The sequence below is a fragment of the Leisingera sp. S232 genome (assembly GCF_049800895.1).
In the GTDB taxonomy this organism is placed as follows: Bacteria; Pseudomonadota; Alphaproteobacteria; order Rhodobacterales; family Rhodobacteraceae; genus Leisingera.
Genome location: NZ_JBNAFX010000039.1, coordinates 1 through 18,310 on the forward strand (window position 1 = coordinate 1; position 18,310 = coordinate 18,310).

Sequence of the window (18,310 nt, forward strand, 5' to 3'; positions counted from 1 at the left end):
CCCGCCGCCAAGGCGCGCAACGAGATACTGCGCGCTTCGCAACGCTTCGGCAGGGCGCTGTGGAAACGATGGAGTGGTTATCACATCCGAAGTCGCGTGGAGGCCAAAATGCTATGCCTCAAGGCATTCGGCGAACGCATCATGGCGAGGGACCCAGACAGACAAACCGCCGAAATCCACATCCGCATCGCTCTCATGAACCGATTCTCGGCCCTCGGCACCGCCGAGATCGTGTGTGATGGATGAATCCGCCGCGGAAAGGGGAAGCTCGTCCTCAAAACGAGTTGCGCAACAACGCCGATGGCGGGTGTAGAGATGGACATAAAACCGCTCAGCCAGATCTGCCTTGCGGGCAAATATTCCTGCAAAACTTTGCTGAACCGACTGGATATCCTGAGGTCTCATAACCTTGCCCCTGCAACTCATCGGCGGCTCGGGTGCAGGTCCGCGTCTGCAATGGCAGCCCTGCTCCGATGCCGGAAAACACCCCGATAGTGCTGCCAAAAAGCTAAGACTTTCCTGCCTGCGCCCCTTGGGAACAAAAAGACCCCCCGGCAGAACCGGGGGGCACGTGCACTCAAACCTTGCCGAGGGGGATCAGTTGACCGCTTTGGCCTCGATCTCGGCCCGGTTCGAGCGGGAGGAGGAGATTTCGATCCGGCGCGGTTTCAGCGCCTCCGGCACCTCGCGGTGCAGATCGATATGCAACATGCCGTTTTCATGGGCCGCACCGGTCACCCGGACATGGTCGGCCAGTGTAAAACGGCGTTCAAAGGCACGGGTGGCAATGCCGCGGTGCAGGAAGGTGCCGGTTTCGCCCTCCTCGGCCTTCCGTGCGGAAACGACCAATGCGTTTTCCCGCACCTCGACGTTCAAATCTTCGTCAGAAAAACCGGCAACAGCAATTGAAATACGGTAGCTGTCGGCGTCGGTCTTTTCGATATTGTAGGGCGGGTAGCTGGGCTGGGCAGCATCAGCGCTGAGCGCCCGGTCCATCAGGCTGGCAATCTGGTCAAAACCGATTGTGGCGCGGTGCAGCGGTGCAAAATCAAAAGTACGCATATATCTCATCCTCATAACTGAGCGATTTCAGGGGGCCTTCCCTGCAGGGACAGGCTGGGTGTTCCGGACCCCATTCAGCGGCAGCCCGGATAATCCTGAGATAAGAACGTGAAACGCACCTTCAAGAGGCCATCACTCACCTGCGCGCACAAATTTTGCACCACCTGCCGACCCGCCGCCACCGGCCCGGATCCGCTTGATCCGCCGGTCCGGCGCCGCCACCGAATTCCGGCGCAGCTGGGCCTTCAGCTCCGCCACCCGCTGCGGCAGTTTCATGCCAAAGGCCACTTGCTTGCCGCCATAGCTGCCGCCGCCGGACACCAGTGACAAAATCCGTCCGCGCCCGCCCACTTGCGAAAACACAGGCGCCCCGGAGGAACCGAAAGTGACATTGCAGTCAATCATCAGCACGTCTCTGTACTCGCTCATCAGGCTGCACTGGCGCTGGCGTGACAGCGCGTCGTCCCGGCCTTTGCCATAGGAAGTTACAGAGATGGCGCCGCCGTACTCCTCGCCTGAATGCAACGCAAAGGCATCCGCCTGACCGCTGAGAATTGGCTCTGCCAGACGGACCAGCGCTACATCGTGGCGGATGTTTTCCATATTCAGGCGGCGGCGCGGGTCATAGCCGGGGTGGGCCGCGATCTGCAGCGCCTGGCGGTCGGCAACCGCGATCCCATCGCGCAGCCCGGCCCGGAACCTGATCTGCTCTGCCGGGCGCAATCCGCCGTCATTGCTGTAAACACAATGCGCCGCCGTCAGCACCAGTTCCGGTGCAATCAGCGTGCCGGTGCAATAGCCCTGACCGTTCAGCTCCAGCCGCCCGACGGCCTCCCAGCCGAACAGGTCATCGCGATCTGTCAGGCGGCGCAGCCCGGTGTTCTGGGCCGCAGCACTTCCGGCACAGGCCAGGGCCGCAAGCCCCAGTATCAGCGCGCGCCAGGTCATTGCGATATGAATTTGGCACCAGAGGAGCCGCGCCCCTCGCCAACCTTCACCCGGCCGACGCCAGGCGGCAGCAGTCCACCAGTGGCAACCCCCGTCAACTGCGCCTGCAGCAAAGTCAGCTCCTCAGCCAGCGCTGAGCCCAGAGAGACCCTCTCGCCGCGCACCTCGGCTTTGGCCGAAATCACCGAAACAATCCGGGGAACCTCCCCTTCAAAAGAAAACACAGGCGCACCGGAAGAGCCGAAATCCACATCGCATGACATCACCAGCACCCCTTGCTGACGTGCCATCACCGCGCACACTTCCTGCAGGGACGGTGCTTCGGAGCGATCGTGGGCGTAAGAGACAACACCGATTTTCGCTCCTTTTCGCGGGCGCTCATCCGTCTCAAACGGCGTGACTGTCGTGTTACGGATCGGACGCTGCAGCTGCAGCAGGGCCAAGTCGTTGCGCACCCTGCCCGTGGAAAGGTCGCTGCCATAGACATAGGTCGGATGCTGCACAGCGCGTCGCACACTGCGGTAAGCCGACGCGCGCCCATTGCGCCAGCCGGCCAGAAACTCGATGGTTGCCGGATCAATTTGCTCACCGGTCTGGCTGTCGTAAAGGCAATGCGCGGCCGTCAGCACCAGATCCGGTGCAATCAGGGCGCCGGTGCAGACCCCCTCGCCGTTCACATCCAGCCGTCCGACCGCCTCCCACTGGCGCCCGGCATCCAGCGTATCCATGCGCTGAAGACCGCTGTCCTGCGCCATCGCTGCAACCGGCAATAGGGCCGCTAGCGCTGCCAGTATCCACTGCCTCACATTTATCTCCTGTTATCCACCGGCTGGGAGATTATTGATCTGTTCAGGCGAAATTACGGCAAGCCTGCGGTGAATGCAGCCCAATTCTTTTCGACCGCACCCTCAGCGCAGTACCGGCACCTGCGGCGCCTGTTTCCCCGGCGCGGTCAGTGCAGGCGGCTGCGGGCCGCCGGTGGCCCAGTCCAGCAGTTCCACCGTATGCACAATCGGTAAGGCGGTGCCTGAGCCGATCTGCATCATGCAGCCAATGTTGCCCGCAGCAATCAGATCCGGCTGTTTGGCCTCCAATGTCTTTACCTTGCGTGTCTTCAGCTGGGCGGAGATGTCCGGCTGCATCAGGTTGTAAGTACCGGCAGAACCGCAGCAAAGATGGCTGTCGGCAGGTTCCACCACCTTAAAACCCGCCCGTTTCAGCAGTGTTTTGGGGTGGGTCTTGACCTGCTGGCCGTGCTGCAGCGAACAGGCCGCATGATAGGCCACCGTCAGCCCGTTGTCCGCACCTTCCGGCAGCTCCAGCTGCATCAACAGTTCCGAGATATCCATCGCGATTGCAGACACCCGCGCGGCATCCGCTGCCAGGGGATCCTTGCGGAACATATGCCCGTAGTCCTTGACCGTGGTGCCACAGCCGGACGTGTTGATGACAATCGCATCCAGCCCCTGCCCATCCATCTCTGCCGCCCAGGCGCAGATGTTCCTGGCAGCCGTCGCATGGCTTTCTGCCTCACGCCCCATGTGGTGGGTCAACGCCCCGCAACAGCCTGCGCCCTTGGCCACCACCACCTCGCAGCCGAGCCGGGTCAGCAGGCGGATGGTCGCGTCATTGATATCCGTATTCAGTGCCTTCTGGGCACAGCCGGTCATCAGGGCAACCCGCTTCTTTTGCGGCTGAGTGGGCGCAAAGCTTTGCGGATCGTCATTGCGGCTGACCGGCGGGATGGATTTGGGCACCATATCCAACATCGCTCTGAGCCGCGCATCAGGCACCAGCCGCCTGAAGGGCCGCGCCAGTTTCGCGCCCAGCAGCGCCAACCGGAACCGGGTTGGATACGGCAGGATCCGGGCCAAAAGCCAGCGCAAGGCACGGTCGCTCCAGGGCCGGTCATAGTGTTTCTCGATATAGGCGCGGGCGTGATCCACCAGATGCATGTAATGCACACCCGAGGGACAGGTGGTCATGCAGGCAAGGCAACTGAGGCAGCGGTCGATATGCTTGACGGTTTTGGCGTCCGGCACCCGCTCATTTTCCAGCATATCCTTGATCAGATAGATCCGGCCGCGCGGACTGTCGAGTTCATCGCCCAGTACCTGATAGGTCGGACATGTGGCGGTGCAGAACCCGCAATGCACGCAAGAGCGCAGGATCTCGTTGGCGCGTTTGGTACCCGGGTCCTGCAGTTGCGTTTCTGTGAAGGTGGTTTGCATCAGATTACCTCAGAACTTCTTCCCAAAAGACCAGCAGCGTAGCTCCCAGCGGAATGCTGACGGCAAGAAAGAAAACGAAACGGAATATTCTGACTCCCCTGCTGCCGACAGCCGGCCAGGCTATGCGCGTCAGATGAAACAGACAGGCAGCGGCCCCGCCCCCGGCTGCAGATGCATAGAGAAAGGCCCGAAAGCCCTTGGCCATGGCATTCCCGGCAGCGTCACTGCCAGTCACGGGCGGCAGCATCTGATGCGCAGCCCAGATGGCAGCAGCCGCCGCCAGCCCCAGAAACACCCCTGCCCGCGCTTGCGGGACCAGCGCCAGAACTGCAAAGACTGGCACACCGGCCAGAAATAGCGCAATAAGGTCCATGTCCTATCCCATCAGTCCCGGATTGAGGATGCCCCGAGGATCAAACCCGCGTCGCAGCTTTTCGGAAAGTGCCGCCAGCGGGCCGGACTGCGGCTGAAACACCCCCAATCGGGCCCGTGTCTCGGCGCTCGCGCGTACTAAAGTGGCGTGGCCGGGCACCTCTGCCAGTTTCTGCCGGAAATCCACCCCCTCCGGCACCAGGCTCCAGATCAGCCCTCCACCCCAATCAACAACATGCTCGAATTCCCCCTGCCCGGTCACCTTGACCATATCCGTCGGTTTGACCGAAGTCCGCCACACGTCACCAGCCGTTCCATGAAACGGTTTAGCGTCGCGCAAAGACCGCCAAACCTGCGTGTTGCGTTCCGCCTCAATCATCTGTTCGTCAGGCCTCAAGTCTGCAAAGAGTTTCCGCAACGCCTTCAGCCGGTATTTTACCGAGTCTTCAAACCCCTCCACCCGAATAACTGTTTTTGATTTTGTACCGGACACCGGTGGCAGCCGGCCCGCGCCAGTGACGTCGTATGGCGATCTCAAAGCCTCGCAAAACACTTTCAAAGCTGCCGTCCACCCAAGCCCGTGCCAGACCAGCGTACCACTGCACTCAGGTTCAGGCAGCACCTTCAGCGACACGTCCGTCAGCACCCCCAACGTGCCATGGGCGCCGCACATCAGCTTTACCAGATCATAGCCGGTGACGTTCTTCATCACCCGGCCGCCATTCTTAACGGCCTGTCCGGAACCATCCACAAAGCGCACCCCCAGCAGGTGGTCGCGGGCCGCGCCGGCCTGAATGCGCCGAGGGCCGGACACATTGGCTGCAATCACCCCGCCAATGGTCGGCTCGCCATCGGCGCCCAACAGCCCGCGGTGGTCCATCGGCTCAAAGGCCAGCCGCTGGTTTTCCGCCGCCAGCAGCTTGTCCACCTCTGCCAGCGGCGTTCCGGATTTCACCACCAGCGTCAGCGCTCCGGGTTCATAAAGTTCAATCCCCGACAGCCCGGCGGTGCTCAGCACGTCCCCGCCGACGCCCAGCCCGCGGGTTCCGCCGCCCTGGATGCACAGCGGCCCCCGTGCACCCAAAATGATGTCCGCCAGCTCGGCCTCGTTCCCTGGTGTCAGCATCTTCATCTTTCCCGAAATACTCTGGGGTTTGGGGCAAAGCCCCAATCACTCTGCAGCCCGCACTACGCCACGGCGGCTCGCTGTCACCGAAAGCGGGAACACCTTGGCCGGGTTCAACAGCCACTTGGGGTCAAACACATCCTTGACCTTCAGCTGGGCCTCCAGGTCCGCCGCGTCATACTGATGCAACATCAGGTCACGTTTCTCGACCCCCACACCGTGCTCGCCGGTCAGACAGCCACCCGCCTCAACACACAGCTTCAGAATCTCCGCCCCAAAGGCCTCGCAGGTCTCCAGATCGCCGGGCCTGTTGGCATCAAACAGGATCAAAGGGTGCATATTGCCGTCGCCCGCGTGAAAGACATTGGCCACATCCAGCCCGAACTCCTTGCTCATCTCGCCGATCCGGCGCAGTACAAACGGCAATGAGGTCACCGGTATGGTGCCGTCCAGGCACATGTAGTCGTTGATCTGTCCCATGGCGCCAAAGGCCGACTTGCGGCCCAGCCAGATGCGGGCTGCCTCATCCGCATCACCGGCTTCGCGCAACTCGACCGGTTTGTGCGCGCGGGCAATCTCCGTGATCAGGCCCAGCTGATGTTCGATTTCCGCTTCGCTGCCCTCAACCTCTATGATCAGCAGCGCCTCGCACATCGGGTAGCCCGCCTTGGCAAAGGCTTCGCAGGCCTGGATACAAGGGCGGTCCATAAATTCAATGGCCACCGGCAGCACACCTGCCTTGATGATGTCGCTGACACAGGCACCGGCGACCTCGTTGCTGTCATAACCGATCAGCACCGGGCGCGCGCCCTCCGGCTTGCGCAGGATACGCAGGGTGGCCTCGGTCACCACTCCCAGCTGCCCTTCGCTGCCGCAGATGATCCCCAGCAGATCCAGACCGCCTGCATCCAGATGCGCGCCGCCGATCTCCACCACAGAGCCATCCATCATCACCATGGTCACGCCCAATAGATTGTTGGTGGTCACCCCGTATTTCAGGCAATGCGCGCCGCCGGAATTCATCGCGATATTGCCAGCTATGGCACAGGCCAGCTGCGAGGACGGGTCAGGCGCATAGAAGAAATCCTCTTCCTCCACGGCACCGGAAACACTCAGATTGGTGCGTCCGGTCTGCACCCGAATGACACGGTTTTCATAATCGGTTTCAAGAACTTCATTCATCCGCGCCACGCCCAGAATGACGCAATCCGCCGTCGGCAGCGCCCCGCCCGCCAGTGAGGTACCGGCCCCGCGCGGCACCACCGGCACGCCTTCCTCATGGCAGATGCGCAGCACGTCCGACACCTCCTGCGTGCTGCGCGGCAGCACCGCCAGCAGTGGCGGGCATCTGTAAGCCGTGAGCGCATCACATTCATAAGCGCGTGTTTCTGCCGCGTCCTGAATCACCGCATCAGACGGCAGAACAGCCAGCAGCCGTGCAGCCAGCGCCGACTTGCGGGCCAGAATGGCAGGATTCGGGGATGGCATCTCCATCAGGTTCTCCTCTTTGGTAAAATTATATTACCAATTTTTCCAATCTGGCAAGAGACGGTTTGCCGCGCTAGGGTCAGGCCATGATTTGGCTCGACCGACTGTCCCTGTTTTCCCTTTTTGATCTCGCAGCCCTGACCCTGCTGATTTCCACCTGGATGTGGATCGGCTGGCGGATCGAGACCCCGCCCGCAGGCAAGCCATCGGTGTCCTGGCTGATGGCGGATTTCCGGCGCGACTGGATGAAGCAAATGGTGGGGCGCGATCCGCGGATCTTTGATGCGCAGCTCATTGGCAATATGCGGCAGGGCACAGCCTTTTTCGCGTCAACTTCGATGATTGCCATCGGCGGCGGCCTCGCGCTCATCGGCAATACGGAACAGCTGGCGGGGGTTGCTCAGGACCTGATCCAGGACAGCGCTCCCGCCTTTGTCTGGGAGGTGAAAATCCTGGTGGTTCTGCTGTTCCTGTCCAATGCGTTCCTGAAATACGTCTGGGCGCACCGGCTGTTCGGCTATTGCTCGGTGCTGATGGCAGCGGTGCCGAACGATCCAGGCGACGCGCTGTCTTATCCGCGTGCGGCACAGGCCGCCGAGATCAGCATCACCGCCGCGCGCAGTTTCAACCGCGGCATGCGCGCAACCTATTTTGCATTGGCTGCGGTGGCCTGGCTGGCCGGCGCCGCAGCATTGGGCGGCGCAGTTCTGGTGACCTTCGCGGTGCTCTACCGGCGCGAGTTCGCCTCGCACTCCCGCACCATCCTTCTGCGCATCCCGCCCGCCAGCAAAGGGGACACGGTTTCGTGACTGCCTTTTGGCTTCTCCATGGATAAGGTGCCTTTATGAAACATCTGCTTCTCACCCTCGCACTCACCACCGCGGCCCTTCCTGCCCAGGCCGAAGAACCGGTGATCGAAAACGCCACCGCCCGCCAATCCGGCGAACACTGGACGTTCAGTGTGACCCTGTCACACCCTGATACCGGATGGGAGCATTACGCCGACGGCTGGCGGGTTCTGGACATGGGCGGCAATGAACTGGGCCTGCGCGTATTGGCGCATCCCCATGAACACGAACAGCCTTTCACCCGGTCCCTGAGCGGCGTGAAGATCCCTGCGGGCACAAGCCAAGTGCACATCCAGGCCCGTTGCCAGGTCGATGGCTGGGGCGAGACACTCTACACTCTCACCCTGCCCTGATTTCATCTTTCCAAAAATACTTAATCCTGCTGTCCGGCAGGCGGCTATGCCGCCGAGAGGGCAGCATGCGCCGCAAGGCGCATTCAAACCCGGTGATAGGGGCTTCCGGCCAGAATGGTCGCGGCACGGTAGATCTGCTCTGCCAACATCACCCGCACCAGCATATGCGGCCACACCATCTTGCCGAATGAGATCGAGAAATCAGCCTCTGCCCGGAGCGATGGATCTATTCCGTCCGCGCCTCCGATGATCAGCGCCAGATCCTGGCGGCCGCTGTCGCGCCAGCCTGCCAGCTTGTCTGCGAAATCAGGTGAGGAGATCACCTTGCCGCGCTCATCCAATGTGCAGATCACCGCCCCTTTGGGCAGCGCCTTGCGCAGCAGTGCTGCCTCGGCTGCCATGCCGCCGTTTTTCTTGTCCTCGATCTCAACCACCCGCGCGGGCCCAAGACCCAGCGCCCGGCCGCTGCGGTCAAAGCGGGTCAGATAATCATCAATAAGGGATTTTTCCGGGCCAGAACGCAGACGCCCGGCCGCACAGATATGCAGACGCATGAAAATTCCGAAGCAATCCGGCCCGCACCCATCGCGCGGGCCTGCATCAATTCAATCGCAGCCCAGACCGCAGGTCAGCCTTCGGCTGCGGGGGTCTCTGCAGCGCCGGCGGGCATCCACATTTTCTCGAGCTGATAAAACTCGCGCACTTCCGGGCGGAAGAGGTGGACGATAACATCGCCGGAGTCGATCAACACCCAGTCACCGGCACCTTTGCCTTCGGTCTTGCAGATGATGCCGTAATCCTGTTTCAGGCGGTCCATCAGCTTTTCCGACATGGCGGCGACCTGACGGGTCGAACGGCCGGACGCAATGACCATATAGTCGCCGATCTCAGTCTTGCCGCGCAGGTCGATCTGCACAACATCTTCGGCTTTGTCATCGCTGAGTGAGGAGAGAATCCGCTCCAGCAGCTGTTCGCTGGTGGGTTGGGACCGGGCGGCCATCACGGCTGCCCCATGAGCAGCGGCATCTGCCGCTTGAGGTACGGGTGACAGGACATAGTCCTCCTTACAACGCGCCGCCACGCCCCGGCGCCGGGCCTGTTAATAATGTAGCAACCAGGAGGTAAATTTTCAATGAAACCCCATCCTGACGACGCAAGCTCTGTGCTTTATCCGCCATTGTCCGCGGGTGCAACCCTTACCGGCAACGGGTCGTTCAGCATCCTGACTTCACGTTGCGGGAAGGGAATGGAGATGCCTTCAGCCTGGAACGCATCCCACAACGCCAAAAAGACAGCGCCGCGAATATTGGTGAGGCCGCCGGTAGGGTCGTCGATCCAGATCCGCAGCACGTAGTCCACGCTGCTGTCACCGAATCCGGTGACATGGCACACAGGCTTCTTGCCCGCAGACGTCAGCACCCGGGCAACCGCAGAGGCAGCCTCAATCGCAATCTTGCGCACCTTGTGCGGATCATCGCCGTAGCCGGTACCGAACCGCAAATCGAGCCGCACGTATTTGTCGGAATGGGACCAGTTCACCACCTGCGAGGTGATCAGATCCTCGTTGGGAATCAGATATTCGCGCCCGTCACGGGTCACAACAGAAACATAGCGGGCGCCCAGCGCGTTGATCCAGCCGAAGGTGTCGCCTAGCGAAATCACATCCCCCGGCTTGATCGATTTGTCCAGCAGGATGATCAGGCCTGACACCAGATTGGACACCACTTTTTGCAGGCCAAATCCCAGGCCGACACCAATCGCGCCAGACAGCACTGCCAGGCCTGTCAGATCAATGCCGATCGCCTTCAGCCCAATGAAGAATGCTCCGCCGAACAGCAGGATCTGCGCCAGCTTGGCGCCCAGAACCTGCATTGATGGCGAAATGTCCGGGTTGCTGCGAATGCGGTTCCCCGCCGCCGAGGAAATGACCCGTGCCAGCGTCAGCATCACTCCCAGAATGACAACGGCCTGGACCACCAGAAACAAAGAGATCCTGAGATCGCCGAAACTGATGGCAATACTGTCCAGCAGATGCACCGCATCTTGGGTAATGCCCAGAATACGCAGAGCAATCCAGGTCCAGGCACCGTATTTCACCAGGTTGCGCAGCAGCGGATTGCCAACCAATCGGGTGGCCAGCGCCACGATCAGCCAGGCCAGCGACAGGTTGGCAATGACTACAAGCAGCCGCGAGCGGCTGGGCCATGTCGCCTCCTGCATGATCAGGACCACTGTCCAGATCAGCAATACAAACAGAATGCCCCGTATCCGCTTGTGCAGCACCAGACCTGCCCGGATCCTCCAGCGCGGCCAGCCTTCCCGCGACCGCAGCCAATTGTGAAAGACCTTCTGAAGCGGCCGCGCAACAAGCGCCGCCAGCACAAACACCGCCAGCACAATCCCGGCCTGATAGGCGTTCCAGGGTCTCAGCAGCAGCTCAGCCCCCTCGTTGACCAATGCCCAAAGCCGCTGGCCTATTTCCAGCGCCCCAGCCGTGCTTTCTGCTATCGCGTCCCTGGGTAGTGTCTGCTCTTCCGGCTCCATTACGCCCCCGTTTTTTAACAGTGTGCCGCCCTGCCCGGTTTCGATCAAGCCGCCTTGGCAATATCGCCAGCAGCAGGTCAGTTTGCTATGCTGCGCGAAAACCGGAGGGGCAAATGGCTGAAACTGTCACGCAACCGCTGTGGATGCGCATTCTGATGTTTCTGGTGCCGGGGATATTTGTCCTGTTCGGCTTGATTGCCTTTCTCGACAACTGGCGGTTTGTGCGCCACGCCGAACCTGCCGAAGCCGAAATCCTGTCGGTCCGCTATGTCCACGGAACCCGCACCGACACTGTCACCAAACGCACGGTTGACGACGGCGACTATTACCCGACTGTCCGCTACCAGGATGCAGCCGGTGACTGGTGGCAGGCTGAAACTTTCTTGCCGGTTTTCTTCACGCCCGAAGTCGGCCAGACATTCGAGATCCTGTATCACAAGGAGCATCGCGGCTGGGTGCAGGAACGGCACGGGTTCTTCACCACCTGGATGATGCCGCTGATCATGGCCGGCCTGGGCATCGTCGGCGCCTTTGGCATGCGCTTTGCCCTGCGCTCGATGTCGCGCGCCGACGCCAGGCGGCAGACCAAGAAACAGGGCAGCGCCTGACCGCTGCCCGCCCCAGGGGCGCGACGCCTGCCGCCAGAGACGGCCCACCTGCCTGCACAGTTGCGGAATGCATCCTTTGAAACCCGGGCGCAGAGCTGAGAACGAATCTTGATTGCCGGCCCGCCGGGATGTATCTGACAGCCATGACCCTCGTATTGGCGCAAAAGATCGAACTGCAAGACCGCGCGCGGCTGCGCGAACGGTTCTTTGGCGCCGCCCGCACGGTCCTGGCGCGCCTATAAGGTGCCTGCCCAGCCCAAAGCCAGCACATCTAATACATATCGGGAGTGGACCCATGTCCCCCAAAACACTCTATGACAAGATCTGGGATGCGCATGTTGCGCATGAAGCAGAGGACGGCACCAGCCTGCTCTATATCGACCGCCACCTGGTCCACGAAGTGACCAGCCCGCAGGCTTTCGAAGGCCTGCGCATGACCGGCCGCAAGGTGCATGCGCCCGACAAGACCATCGCGGTGCCGGACCATAACGTCCCCACCACGCTCGACCGCGCCGACCCGGCCACTATGACCAAGGAAAGCCGTATCCAGGTTGAGGCGCTCGACAAGAACGCCCGCGAATTCGGCGTGCACTATTACCCGGTATCCGACGTCCGTCAGGGCATCGTGCATATCGTCGGCCCGGAAAACGGCTGGACCCTGCCCGGCATGACCGTGGTCTGCGGCGACAGCCACACCGCGACCCATGGTGCGTTCGGCGCATTGGCGCATGGCATTGGCACCTCTGAGGTAGAGCACGTGCTGGCCACCCAGACGCTGATCCAGAAGAAGTCCAAGAACATGAAGGTCGAAGTGACCGGCAAGCTGCGCCCGGGCGTCACCCCCAAGGACGTGACCCTGGCGATCATCGGCGAGACCGGCACCGGCGGCGGCACCGGCTATGTCATCGAGTATTGCGGCGAAGTTTTCCGCGACATGTCGATGGAAGGCCGCATGACCGTCTGCAACATGGCGATCGAAGGCGGCGCGCGCGCGGGTCTGGTGGCACCGGATGAAACCACGTTTGAATATGTGAAGGGCCGCACCCACGCGCCGAAAGGCGCCCAGTGGGAAGCCGCGCTGAACTGGTGGAAGACCCTCTTCACCGATGAAGGCGCCCATTTCGACAAGGTCGTCACCATCCGCGGCGAAGACATCGAGCCGGTTGTGACCTGGGGCACCTCGCCCGAGGACGTTCTGCCGATCACCGGTGTGGTTCCGGCGCCCGAAGATTTCGAAGGCGGCAAAGTCGAAGCGGCCCGCCGCTCGCTGGATTACATGGGTCTGACCCCGGGCCAGAAGCTGACCGACATCGAGATCGATACCGTCTTCATCGGCTCCTGCACCAACGGCCGCATCGAAGACATGCGCGCCGTGGCCGACGTAGTGAAGGGTAAGAAGATCAAGGATGGCATGCGCGCCATGATCGTTCCGGGCTCTGGCCTGGTGCGGGCGCAGGCCGAGGAAGAAGGCCTGGCCGCGATCTTTGAGGAAGCCGGTTTCGAGTGGCGCCTTGCAGGCTGCTCCATGTGTCTGGCGATGAACCCCGACCAATTGTCCGAAGGCGAACGTTGCGCTGCCACCTCGAACCGCAACTTCGAGGGGCGTCAAGGCTACAAGGGCCGCACCCACCTGGTGTCGCCTGCCATGGCCGCTGCCGCCGCGCTGACCGGCAAGCTGACGGATGTGCGCGAGCTGATCTGAGCCAAGGAGGCCTTCGATGCCGTCCAGCCCTTCCCTTCCCGCAGTCGCAAGCCTGTGGATCGGTGACAGCCTGAACTGGCTGCACGAACTGTCCTTGGCCAGTTTCGTGCAGCGCGGCCACGAGGTTGTGCTGTTCCACACCGGGCCTGTGGCGCCGCCGGTTCCGTCAGGTGTCCGCACCTGCCCTGCAGCCGAAGTCTGGGACCCCGCCTTGGCAGGGCATGGGGAGGCGCCGCCCTCAATGCTGTCGGATCTGTTCCGCCTTTATCTGCTGAAACAGACGGACATGATCTGGATCGACACGGATATGCTCTGCTGCCGGCCGCTGCCGGCTGCGGATTATTACGTCGGCTATGAGCCGACGCGGTCGATCAACGGCGCGGTTCTGCGGTTGCCAAAAGAGTCCGCAACACTGAACCACCTGCTGGACTGGTTCGAAGACCCCGAATTTGTGCCTCCGTGGCTTCACCGCCGCCTCCGCAAGGACGTGGAAGCCGCGCCGCCCGGCAAACGGCTGCTGACAGCCTTTGAGCTGCAGCGCCCATCGCTTGGCCCAAGGGCACTGGACTACACGCTGAACCTGACCGGCGAGGTCGAACATGTGCGCGAACCGGATGTGTTCTATCCAATCCGCGGGGTTCTGACCGACGTACTGTTCAGTGGCAGCTGCCAGGAAGATGGCTGGCGAACGGAAAACACTCTGGCCGTACATCTCTACGCATCCATGGTGCGTCGCTACCACAAGATGCACCGGCCTGAAAAACACAGCTTCATCGCGCGCCACGCGCAGGAGATCGGCTTTGATCTCAGCGGTTTGAAGCACCAGAAACAAGGAAATGAGTAATGGAAAAGTTCCAGAAACTGCAGGGTATTGCAGCCCCGATGCCGCTGGTGAACATCGACACCGACATGATCATCCCCAAAGTGTTCCTGAAATCCATTCAGCGCACCGGTTTTGGGAAAAACCTGTTCGACGAAATGCGCTATAACCGCGACGGCACCGAGATCGAGGATTTCGTGCTGAACAAGCCGCAGTACCGCGACGCAGAGATCCTGATTGCCGGCGACAACTTCGGCTGCGGCTCCTCGCGCGAGCATGCACCGTGGGCAATTGCCGATTTCGGCATCAAATGCATCGTGTCCACGTCTTTTGCCGACATCTTCTTCAACAACAGCTTCAAGAACGGCATCCTGCCAATCGTGCTGCCGCAGGAGCAGGTCAACATTCTGATGGCAGACGCGGAAAAAGGCGCCAATGCGCGTATGACCGTGGATCTGGAAGCACAGGAAATCACCACTTCTGATGGTGAAGTGATCCCGTTCGAAGTGGATGCCTTCAAGAAGCACTGCCTGCTGAACGGTCTCGACGACATCGGCCTGACCATGGAAAAAGCCGACTCGATCAAGGCCTTCGAAGCAAAGGCTGCCCAAGAGCGCCCCTGGGTCTGATCTTTCTGGCTCCGCAGACACACATGAAGGCCGCCCTCTCCGGGCGGCTTTTCTTTTCCGCCAGATTCGCGCCGCATTTCTGCCGCAATTGCATATGCGCTACCACCTTGTAGCCCCTCCACAGCCGACCACAGCATCTGGTAGGCCAGCCGCCAACTCCCTCAATTTCAATCAGAACTCTGATGCAATCCCGCACCAGTACTGCCGGGAAAGTGCGCCCGCGCCTGTATCAGCCCCTTGAGCGGAAAGCTGCCTGCCGGCCACAATGGGGCAAAATTGAGGCAGAGCACTCCGGACCGTTAACCCGGGGGGCTTCAAATCCGGAAATCAGAGGCACAATGCCCATGCCGGTTTGAAGGGAAAAGAAACGTGTTTGCACGCATCACAGGCGCGGCGTTCCGCGGCATACTGGTGGCCATGCTGTTTGCGATGCCGACGCTGATTCTTCCGGCATCGGCCACCCAGTCGCCCGAGATCATCTTGTTCATTGCGCTGTTGGGCTCGGCCTTGGCCATCAGCGAATATGCGTCAAGCTTTCCCAGCTTCGTCGAATTCCGCAATGCACCGCCGATCAACCGGATGCGCTTTGCTGCGGCTGCGGCGGCGGTGGGCAGTCTAAGCCTGCTGGCAGCGCATCCACTGGCGCCGACCGGGCTGACCGCCCTGGTGGCGCGTCTGGGCGGCTGGCTTGGCGGCCAGCTCGACTTTGCCTATTCGCCCGTACAGATGACTGTGCTGATGATGCCGCCACAGGTACCAGAGACAGTGGTGCTTATGGTGCGCGATGCTGCCGGGCTGGTCAGTGCAGTTGCCGCAATTGCGATCATCGTCTTTGCACTGGCGATCCGGGTTGGCCATTGGCCGGTGGGCAGCGGCGCATTCAATGTCTGGGTGAACCTGCCACTGTTTGACCCAACCACTGGCGGCGATGTGGTGCAGCGCCTGCAGCGGGATGGCCGTATCAATATCGCAGGCGGAGTCCTTCTGCCTTTTGCCATGCCTGCCGCGGCCAAACTGGCGCCGGGGCTGGTGGATCTGGGCCTGTTGGCCGCGCCGCATATGCTGATCTGGGTGATCAGCGCCTGGGCGCTGGTGCCTGCTTCGATGATCATGCGGGGCATGGCCATGCTGCGAATTGCCGGGCTGATCGCGCAGAAACGGCGTGCCGCCTATGCCGCCCCTGAAGAGGTCTTGCAAACCGCATGAGGCAGCTGGCAGCCAGCGTGCTTTTCTTGGTCTTTGCCGCTGCTGCGGTCCGTGCAGACACCCTGCGCATCGCCACCTTCAACACTGAGCTGTCCCGTAGCGGCCCTGGCTTGCTGCTGCGCGATATCAAGCGCGGCAGCGACCCCCAAGTCGCCGCCGTCGCGGATGTTATTGCGGGCGCGCAACCTGATGTGCTGGCGCTGCAAGGCATTGACTGGGATTATGAGGGCCGGACGCTGGCGGCGCTTGCCGCCCAGCTGGCCGATCTTGGCCTCCACTACCCTTACCGCCTGGCACTGCAGCCCAACACCGGCCTGCCCCCCCCAAGCTTGGTGGATTTGGACGGTGACGGCAAAGCTGGCGGGCCGCGGGACAATCAGGGATACGGCCGTTTCCGCGGCCAGGGCGGCATGGCTGTTCTGTCGCGCCTGCCTATTGCTGCCACAGAGGTTCGCGACTTCTCTGCACTGTTGTGGACAGACTTGCCCGGCGCCCTGCTGCCGATACACCCTGACGGCAGCCCCTTCCCCACTGCCGCAGCTCAGTCGGTTCAGCGCCTGTCCTCTACAGCCCATTGGCTGGTGCCGCTGGAGCTGCCGGACGCTGGCAGGCTGACTCTTTTGACCTTTCATGCCACGCCCCCTCTGTTCGACGGCCCGGAAGACCGCAACGGCCGGCGCAATCACGACGAAATCCGCATGTGGCAGCTGCTGCTGGATGGTCAGCTGGGGCCTGTTCCCGACCATCCATTTGTCATCGCCGGTGATGCCAACCTTGACCCGGAACGCGGCAAAGGCCGACGCGAGGCGATCCGTGCGCTGCTGTCCGACCCGCGCCTCCAGGATCCGGGCCCGGACAGCCCGGCAGGCGGTACTGCAACCGTCTCGTGGCAGTCAGCTGGCCAGATGCGGGTGGACTATGTGCTGCCCTCCGCCGGGCTCACTGTCACCGCCAGCGGCGTTGTTTGGCCGGAGGCCCCGGACGCGCCTGCAGCGGTCGCCAGCCGCCACCGGCTGGTCTGGGTCGATTTGCTGCTGAACTAACCTTCCCCTGCACGACCCGCCCCTCTTCAATCTCCTTTATTTCCAAGGGGTGTTATTGACCCTGCGCCGCTGTCCAGCTACGCCCTTGCCAGCTGTTTTTTGGAGGATCCCCATGCCCAACCCATCGATTCTGATTCTGCCCGGCGACGGGATCGGCCCCGAAGTCATGACCGAGGTGCGCAAGATCATCACCTGGTTCGGCGGCAAGCGCGGCCTGCAGTTCGATGTGAGCGAGGATCTGGTCGGCGGCGCGGCCTATGACAAGCACGGCAAGCCGCTGGCGGATGAGACCATGGCAAAGGCACAGGAAGCGGACGCAGTGCTGCTGGGCGCCGTGGGCGGGCCTGCCTATGACGATCTGGATTTCTCGGTGAAACCCGAACGCGGCCTGCTGCGCCTGCGCAAGGAGATGGACCTTTTTTCGAACCTGCGCCCGGCCCAGTGCTTTGACGCGTTGGCGGATTTCTCCTCGCTGAAGAAGGACATCGTCGCCGGTCTCGACATCATGATCGTGCGCGAGCTGACATCCGGCGTCTACTTTGGCGAGCCGCGTGGCATCTTCGAAGAAGGCAACGAGCGCGTCGGCATCAACACGCAGCGTTATACCGAGAGCGAGATCGAGCGCGCAGCCCGCTCCGCATTTGAGCTGGCGATGCGCCGGGGCAAGAAGGTCTGCTCGATGGAGAAGGCCAATGTGATGGAATCCGGCATCCTGTGGCGCGAGGTTGTGACCCGCGTTTCTGCCGATTACCCGGAAGTCGCGCTGTCGCATATGTACGCCGACAACGGCGCCATGCAGCTGGTGCGCGCCCCCAAGCAGTTCGACGTGATCCTGACCGACAACCTGTTCGGGGACATCCTGTCCGACTGCGCCGCAATGCTGACCGGGTCCTTGGGCATGCTGCCCTCTGCCTCGCTGGGCGCACCGATGGAAAACGGCCGCCCCAAGGCGCTCTATGAACCCGTGCACGGCTCTGCCCCGGACATCGCAGGCCAGGGCAAGGCCAACCCGATTGCCTGCATCCTGAGCTTTGCCATGGCGCTGCGCTACAGCTTTGACCAGGGCGCCGAAGCCGACCGGCTGGAGGCTGCGGTCGAGAAGGTTTTGGCCGATGGCGTACGCACTGCAGACCTGCTGGCCAGCGCAGGCGTAGAGCCTGTCTCCACCAGCCAGATGGGCGACGCTGTGATTGCCGCACTGGACGCAAGTATCTGATTTTCCTATGTTAATCGGAAAGACTGCAAAGCCCCGCCCGGCCGCCGGCGCGGGGCTTTTTCGCGGCGCTTAGGCGGCTGCTGAGGGTGCAGAAAAGAAATCCTGAAAACCGCA

Annotated in this window: 20 protein-coding genes and 1 pseudogene; 11 read left to right on the plus strand and 10 right to left on the minus strand. The window is 61.8% G+C overall.

The annotated features are described in order from the left end of the window. Window positions 1-246, plus strand: a pseudogene (locus ACP151_RS18220) (IS5/IS1182 family transposase); the annotation flags it as partial. 351 nt (window positions 247-597) lie between these two features. Here ACP151_RS18220 and ACP151_RS18225 read toward each other — a convergent pair. From ACP151_RS18225 to ACP151_RS18255, 7 genes are all read right to left on the minus strand, one after another. Then, window positions 598-1,062: an Hsp20 family protein gene (locus tag ACP151_RS18225; RefSeq protein ID WP_424980320.1), complete on the minus strand. Its 465-nt coding sequence runs from the start codon at window positions 1,060-1,062 to the stop codon at window positions 598-600. A 132-nt stretch (window positions 1,063-1,194) separates the two neighbouring features. After that, complete coding sequence (locus ACP151_RS18230) at window positions 1,195-2,010, minus strand: trypsin-like serine peptidase (RefSeq protein ID WP_424980321.1); 816 nt, start codon at window positions 2,008-2,010, stop codon at window positions 1,195-1,197. Next, entirely contained in the window at window positions 2,007-2,765 is a 759-nt protein-coding gene (locus ACP151_RS18235; protein ID WP_424980351.1) for a trypsin-like serine peptidase, read from the minus strand. Before ACP151_RS18235 ends, ACP151_RS18230 begins: the two co-directional genes overlap by 4 nt. Window positions 2,766-2,918: 153 nt before the next feature. Further along, the gene (glcF, locus tag ACP151_RS18240; RefSeq protein ID WP_424980322.1) at window positions 2,919-4,241 is read right to left on the minus strand and encodes a glycolate oxidase subunit GlcF; all 1,323 of its coding nucleotides are present in this window, start codon (window positions 4,239-4,241) and stop codon (window positions 2,919-2,921) included. 4 nt (window positions 4,242-4,245) lie between these two features. Further along, window positions 4,246-4,614, minus strand: a complete 369-nt coding sequence (locus ACP151_RS18245) for a hypothetical protein (protein WP_424980323.1) — start codon at window positions 4,612-4,614, stop codon at window positions 4,246-4,248. A gap of 3 nt (window positions 4,615-4,617) precedes the next feature. Then, the gene (locus ACP151_RS18250; protein ID WP_424980324.1) at window positions 4,618-5,745 is read right to left on the minus strand and encodes an FAD-binding protein; all 1,128 of its coding nucleotides are present in this window, start codon (window positions 5,743-5,745) and stop codon (window positions 4,618-4,620) included. Between the two features lie 39 nt (window positions 5,746-5,784). Beyond that, on the minus strand, window positions 5,785-7,233 hold the full coding sequence (locus ACP151_RS18255; protein WP_424980325.1) for an FAD-linked oxidase C-terminal domain-containing protein: 1,449 nt from the start codon (window positions 7,231-7,233) through the stop codon (window positions 5,785-5,787). A gap of 80 nt (window positions 7,234-7,313) precedes the next feature. On the opposite strand from ACP151_RS18255, the gene ACP151_RS18260 reads away from it, so the two are divergent. Together ACP151_RS18260 and ACP151_RS18265 are read left to right on the plus strand one after the other, a co-directional pair. Continuing rightward, window positions 7,314-8,036 (plus strand): DUF599 domain-containing protein, encoded by a 723-nt coding sequence (locus ACP151_RS18260; protein WP_424980326.1) that lies wholly within the window; start codon window positions 7,314-7,316, stop codon window positions 8,034-8,036. Window positions 8,037-8,071: 35 nt separating this feature from the next. Next, window positions 8,072-8,428 carry a hypothetical protein gene (locus ACP151_RS18265; RefSeq protein ID WP_424980327.1) on the plus strand — a complete coding sequence of 119 codons (357 nt, stop codon included), beginning with the start codon at window positions 8,072-8,074 and terminating at the stop codon, window positions 8,426-8,428. 83 nt (window positions 8,429-8,511) lie between these two features. On the opposite strand, the gene rlmH is transcribed toward ACP151_RS18265, so the two are convergent. The 3 genes from rlmH to ACP151_RS18280 all read right to left on the minus strand — a co-directional run bounded on the left by rlmH (window position 8,512) and on the right by ACP151_RS18280 (window position 10,972). Further along, window positions 8,512-8,982, minus strand: coding sequence for a 23S rRNA (pseudouridine(1915)-N(3))-methyltransferase RlmH (rlmH, locus tag ACP151_RS18270; protein WP_424980328.1), 471 nt, complete (start codon window positions 8,980-8,982; stop codon window positions 8,512-8,514). 74 nt (window positions 8,983-9,056) lie between these two features. After that, window positions 9,057-9,428, minus strand: a complete 372-nt coding sequence (gene rsfS, locus ACP151_RS18275) for a ribosome silencing factor (protein WP_424980352.1) — start codon at window positions 9,426-9,428, stop codon at window positions 9,057-9,059. Between the two features lie 167 nt (window positions 9,429-9,595). Then, window positions 9,596-10,972, minus strand: a complete 1,377-nt coding sequence (locus ACP151_RS18280; protein ID WP_424980329.1) for a mechanosensitive ion channel family protein — start codon at window positions 10,970-10,972, stop codon at window positions 9,596-9,598. Between the two features lie 113 nt (window positions 10,973-11,085). On the opposite strand from ACP151_RS18280, the gene ACP151_RS18285 reads away from it, so the two are divergent. From ACP151_RS18285 to leuB, 8 genes are all read left to right on the plus strand, one after another. Continuing rightward, window positions 11,086-11,580 (plus strand): hypothetical protein, encoded by a 495-nt coding sequence (locus ACP151_RS18285; protein WP_424980330.1) that lies wholly within the window; start codon window positions 11,086-11,088, stop codon window positions 11,578-11,580. A gap of 143 nt (window positions 11,581-11,723) precedes the next feature. Then, on the plus strand, window positions 11,724-11,822 hold the full coding sequence (locus tag ACP151_RS18290) for an isopropylmalate isomerase (RefSeq protein WP_226429013.1): 99 nt from the start codon (window positions 11,724-11,726) through the stop codon (window positions 11,820-11,822). A gap of 53 nt (window positions 11,823-11,875) precedes the next feature. Continuing rightward, window positions 11,876-13,282: a 3-isopropylmalate dehydratase large subunit gene (leuC, locus tag ACP151_RS18295; protein ID WP_424980331.1), complete on the plus strand. Its 1,407-nt coding sequence runs from the start codon at window positions 11,876-11,878 to the stop codon at window positions 13,280-13,282. A 16-nt stretch (window positions 13,283-13,298) separates the two neighbouring features. Continuing rightward, entirely contained in the window at window positions 13,299-14,126 is an 828-nt protein-coding gene (locus tag ACP151_RS18300) for a hypothetical protein (RefSeq protein ID WP_424980332.1), read from the plus strand. After that, window positions 14,126-14,731: a 3-isopropylmalate dehydratase small subunit gene (gene leuD / locus ACP151_RS18305; protein ID WP_424980333.1), complete on the plus strand. Its 606-nt coding sequence runs from the start codon at window positions 14,126-14,128 to the stop codon at window positions 14,729-14,731. Before ACP151_RS18300 ends, leuD begins: the two co-directional genes overlap by 1 nt. A 369-nt stretch (window positions 14,732-15,100) precedes the next feature. Beyond that, window positions 15,101-15,937, plus strand: coding sequence for a hypothetical protein (locus ACP151_RS18310; RefSeq protein ID WP_424980334.1), 837 nt, complete (start codon window positions 15,101-15,103; stop codon window positions 15,935-15,937). Then, on the plus strand, window positions 15,934-16,980 hold the full coding sequence (locus ACP151_RS18315; RefSeq protein WP_424980335.1) for an endonuclease/exonuclease/phosphatase family protein: 1,047 nt from the start codon (window positions 15,934-15,936) through the stop codon (window positions 16,978-16,980). Before ACP151_RS18310 ends, ACP151_RS18315 begins: the two co-directional genes overlap by 4 nt. Window positions 16,981-17,092: 112 nt before the next feature. Further along, on the plus strand, window positions 17,093-18,196 hold the full coding sequence (gene leuB / locus ACP151_RS18320) for a 3-isopropylmalate dehydrogenase (RefSeq protein WP_424980336.1): 1,104 nt from the start codon (window positions 17,093-17,095) through the stop codon (window positions 18,194-18,196). Window positions 18,197-18,310 lie beyond the last annotated feature (114 nt).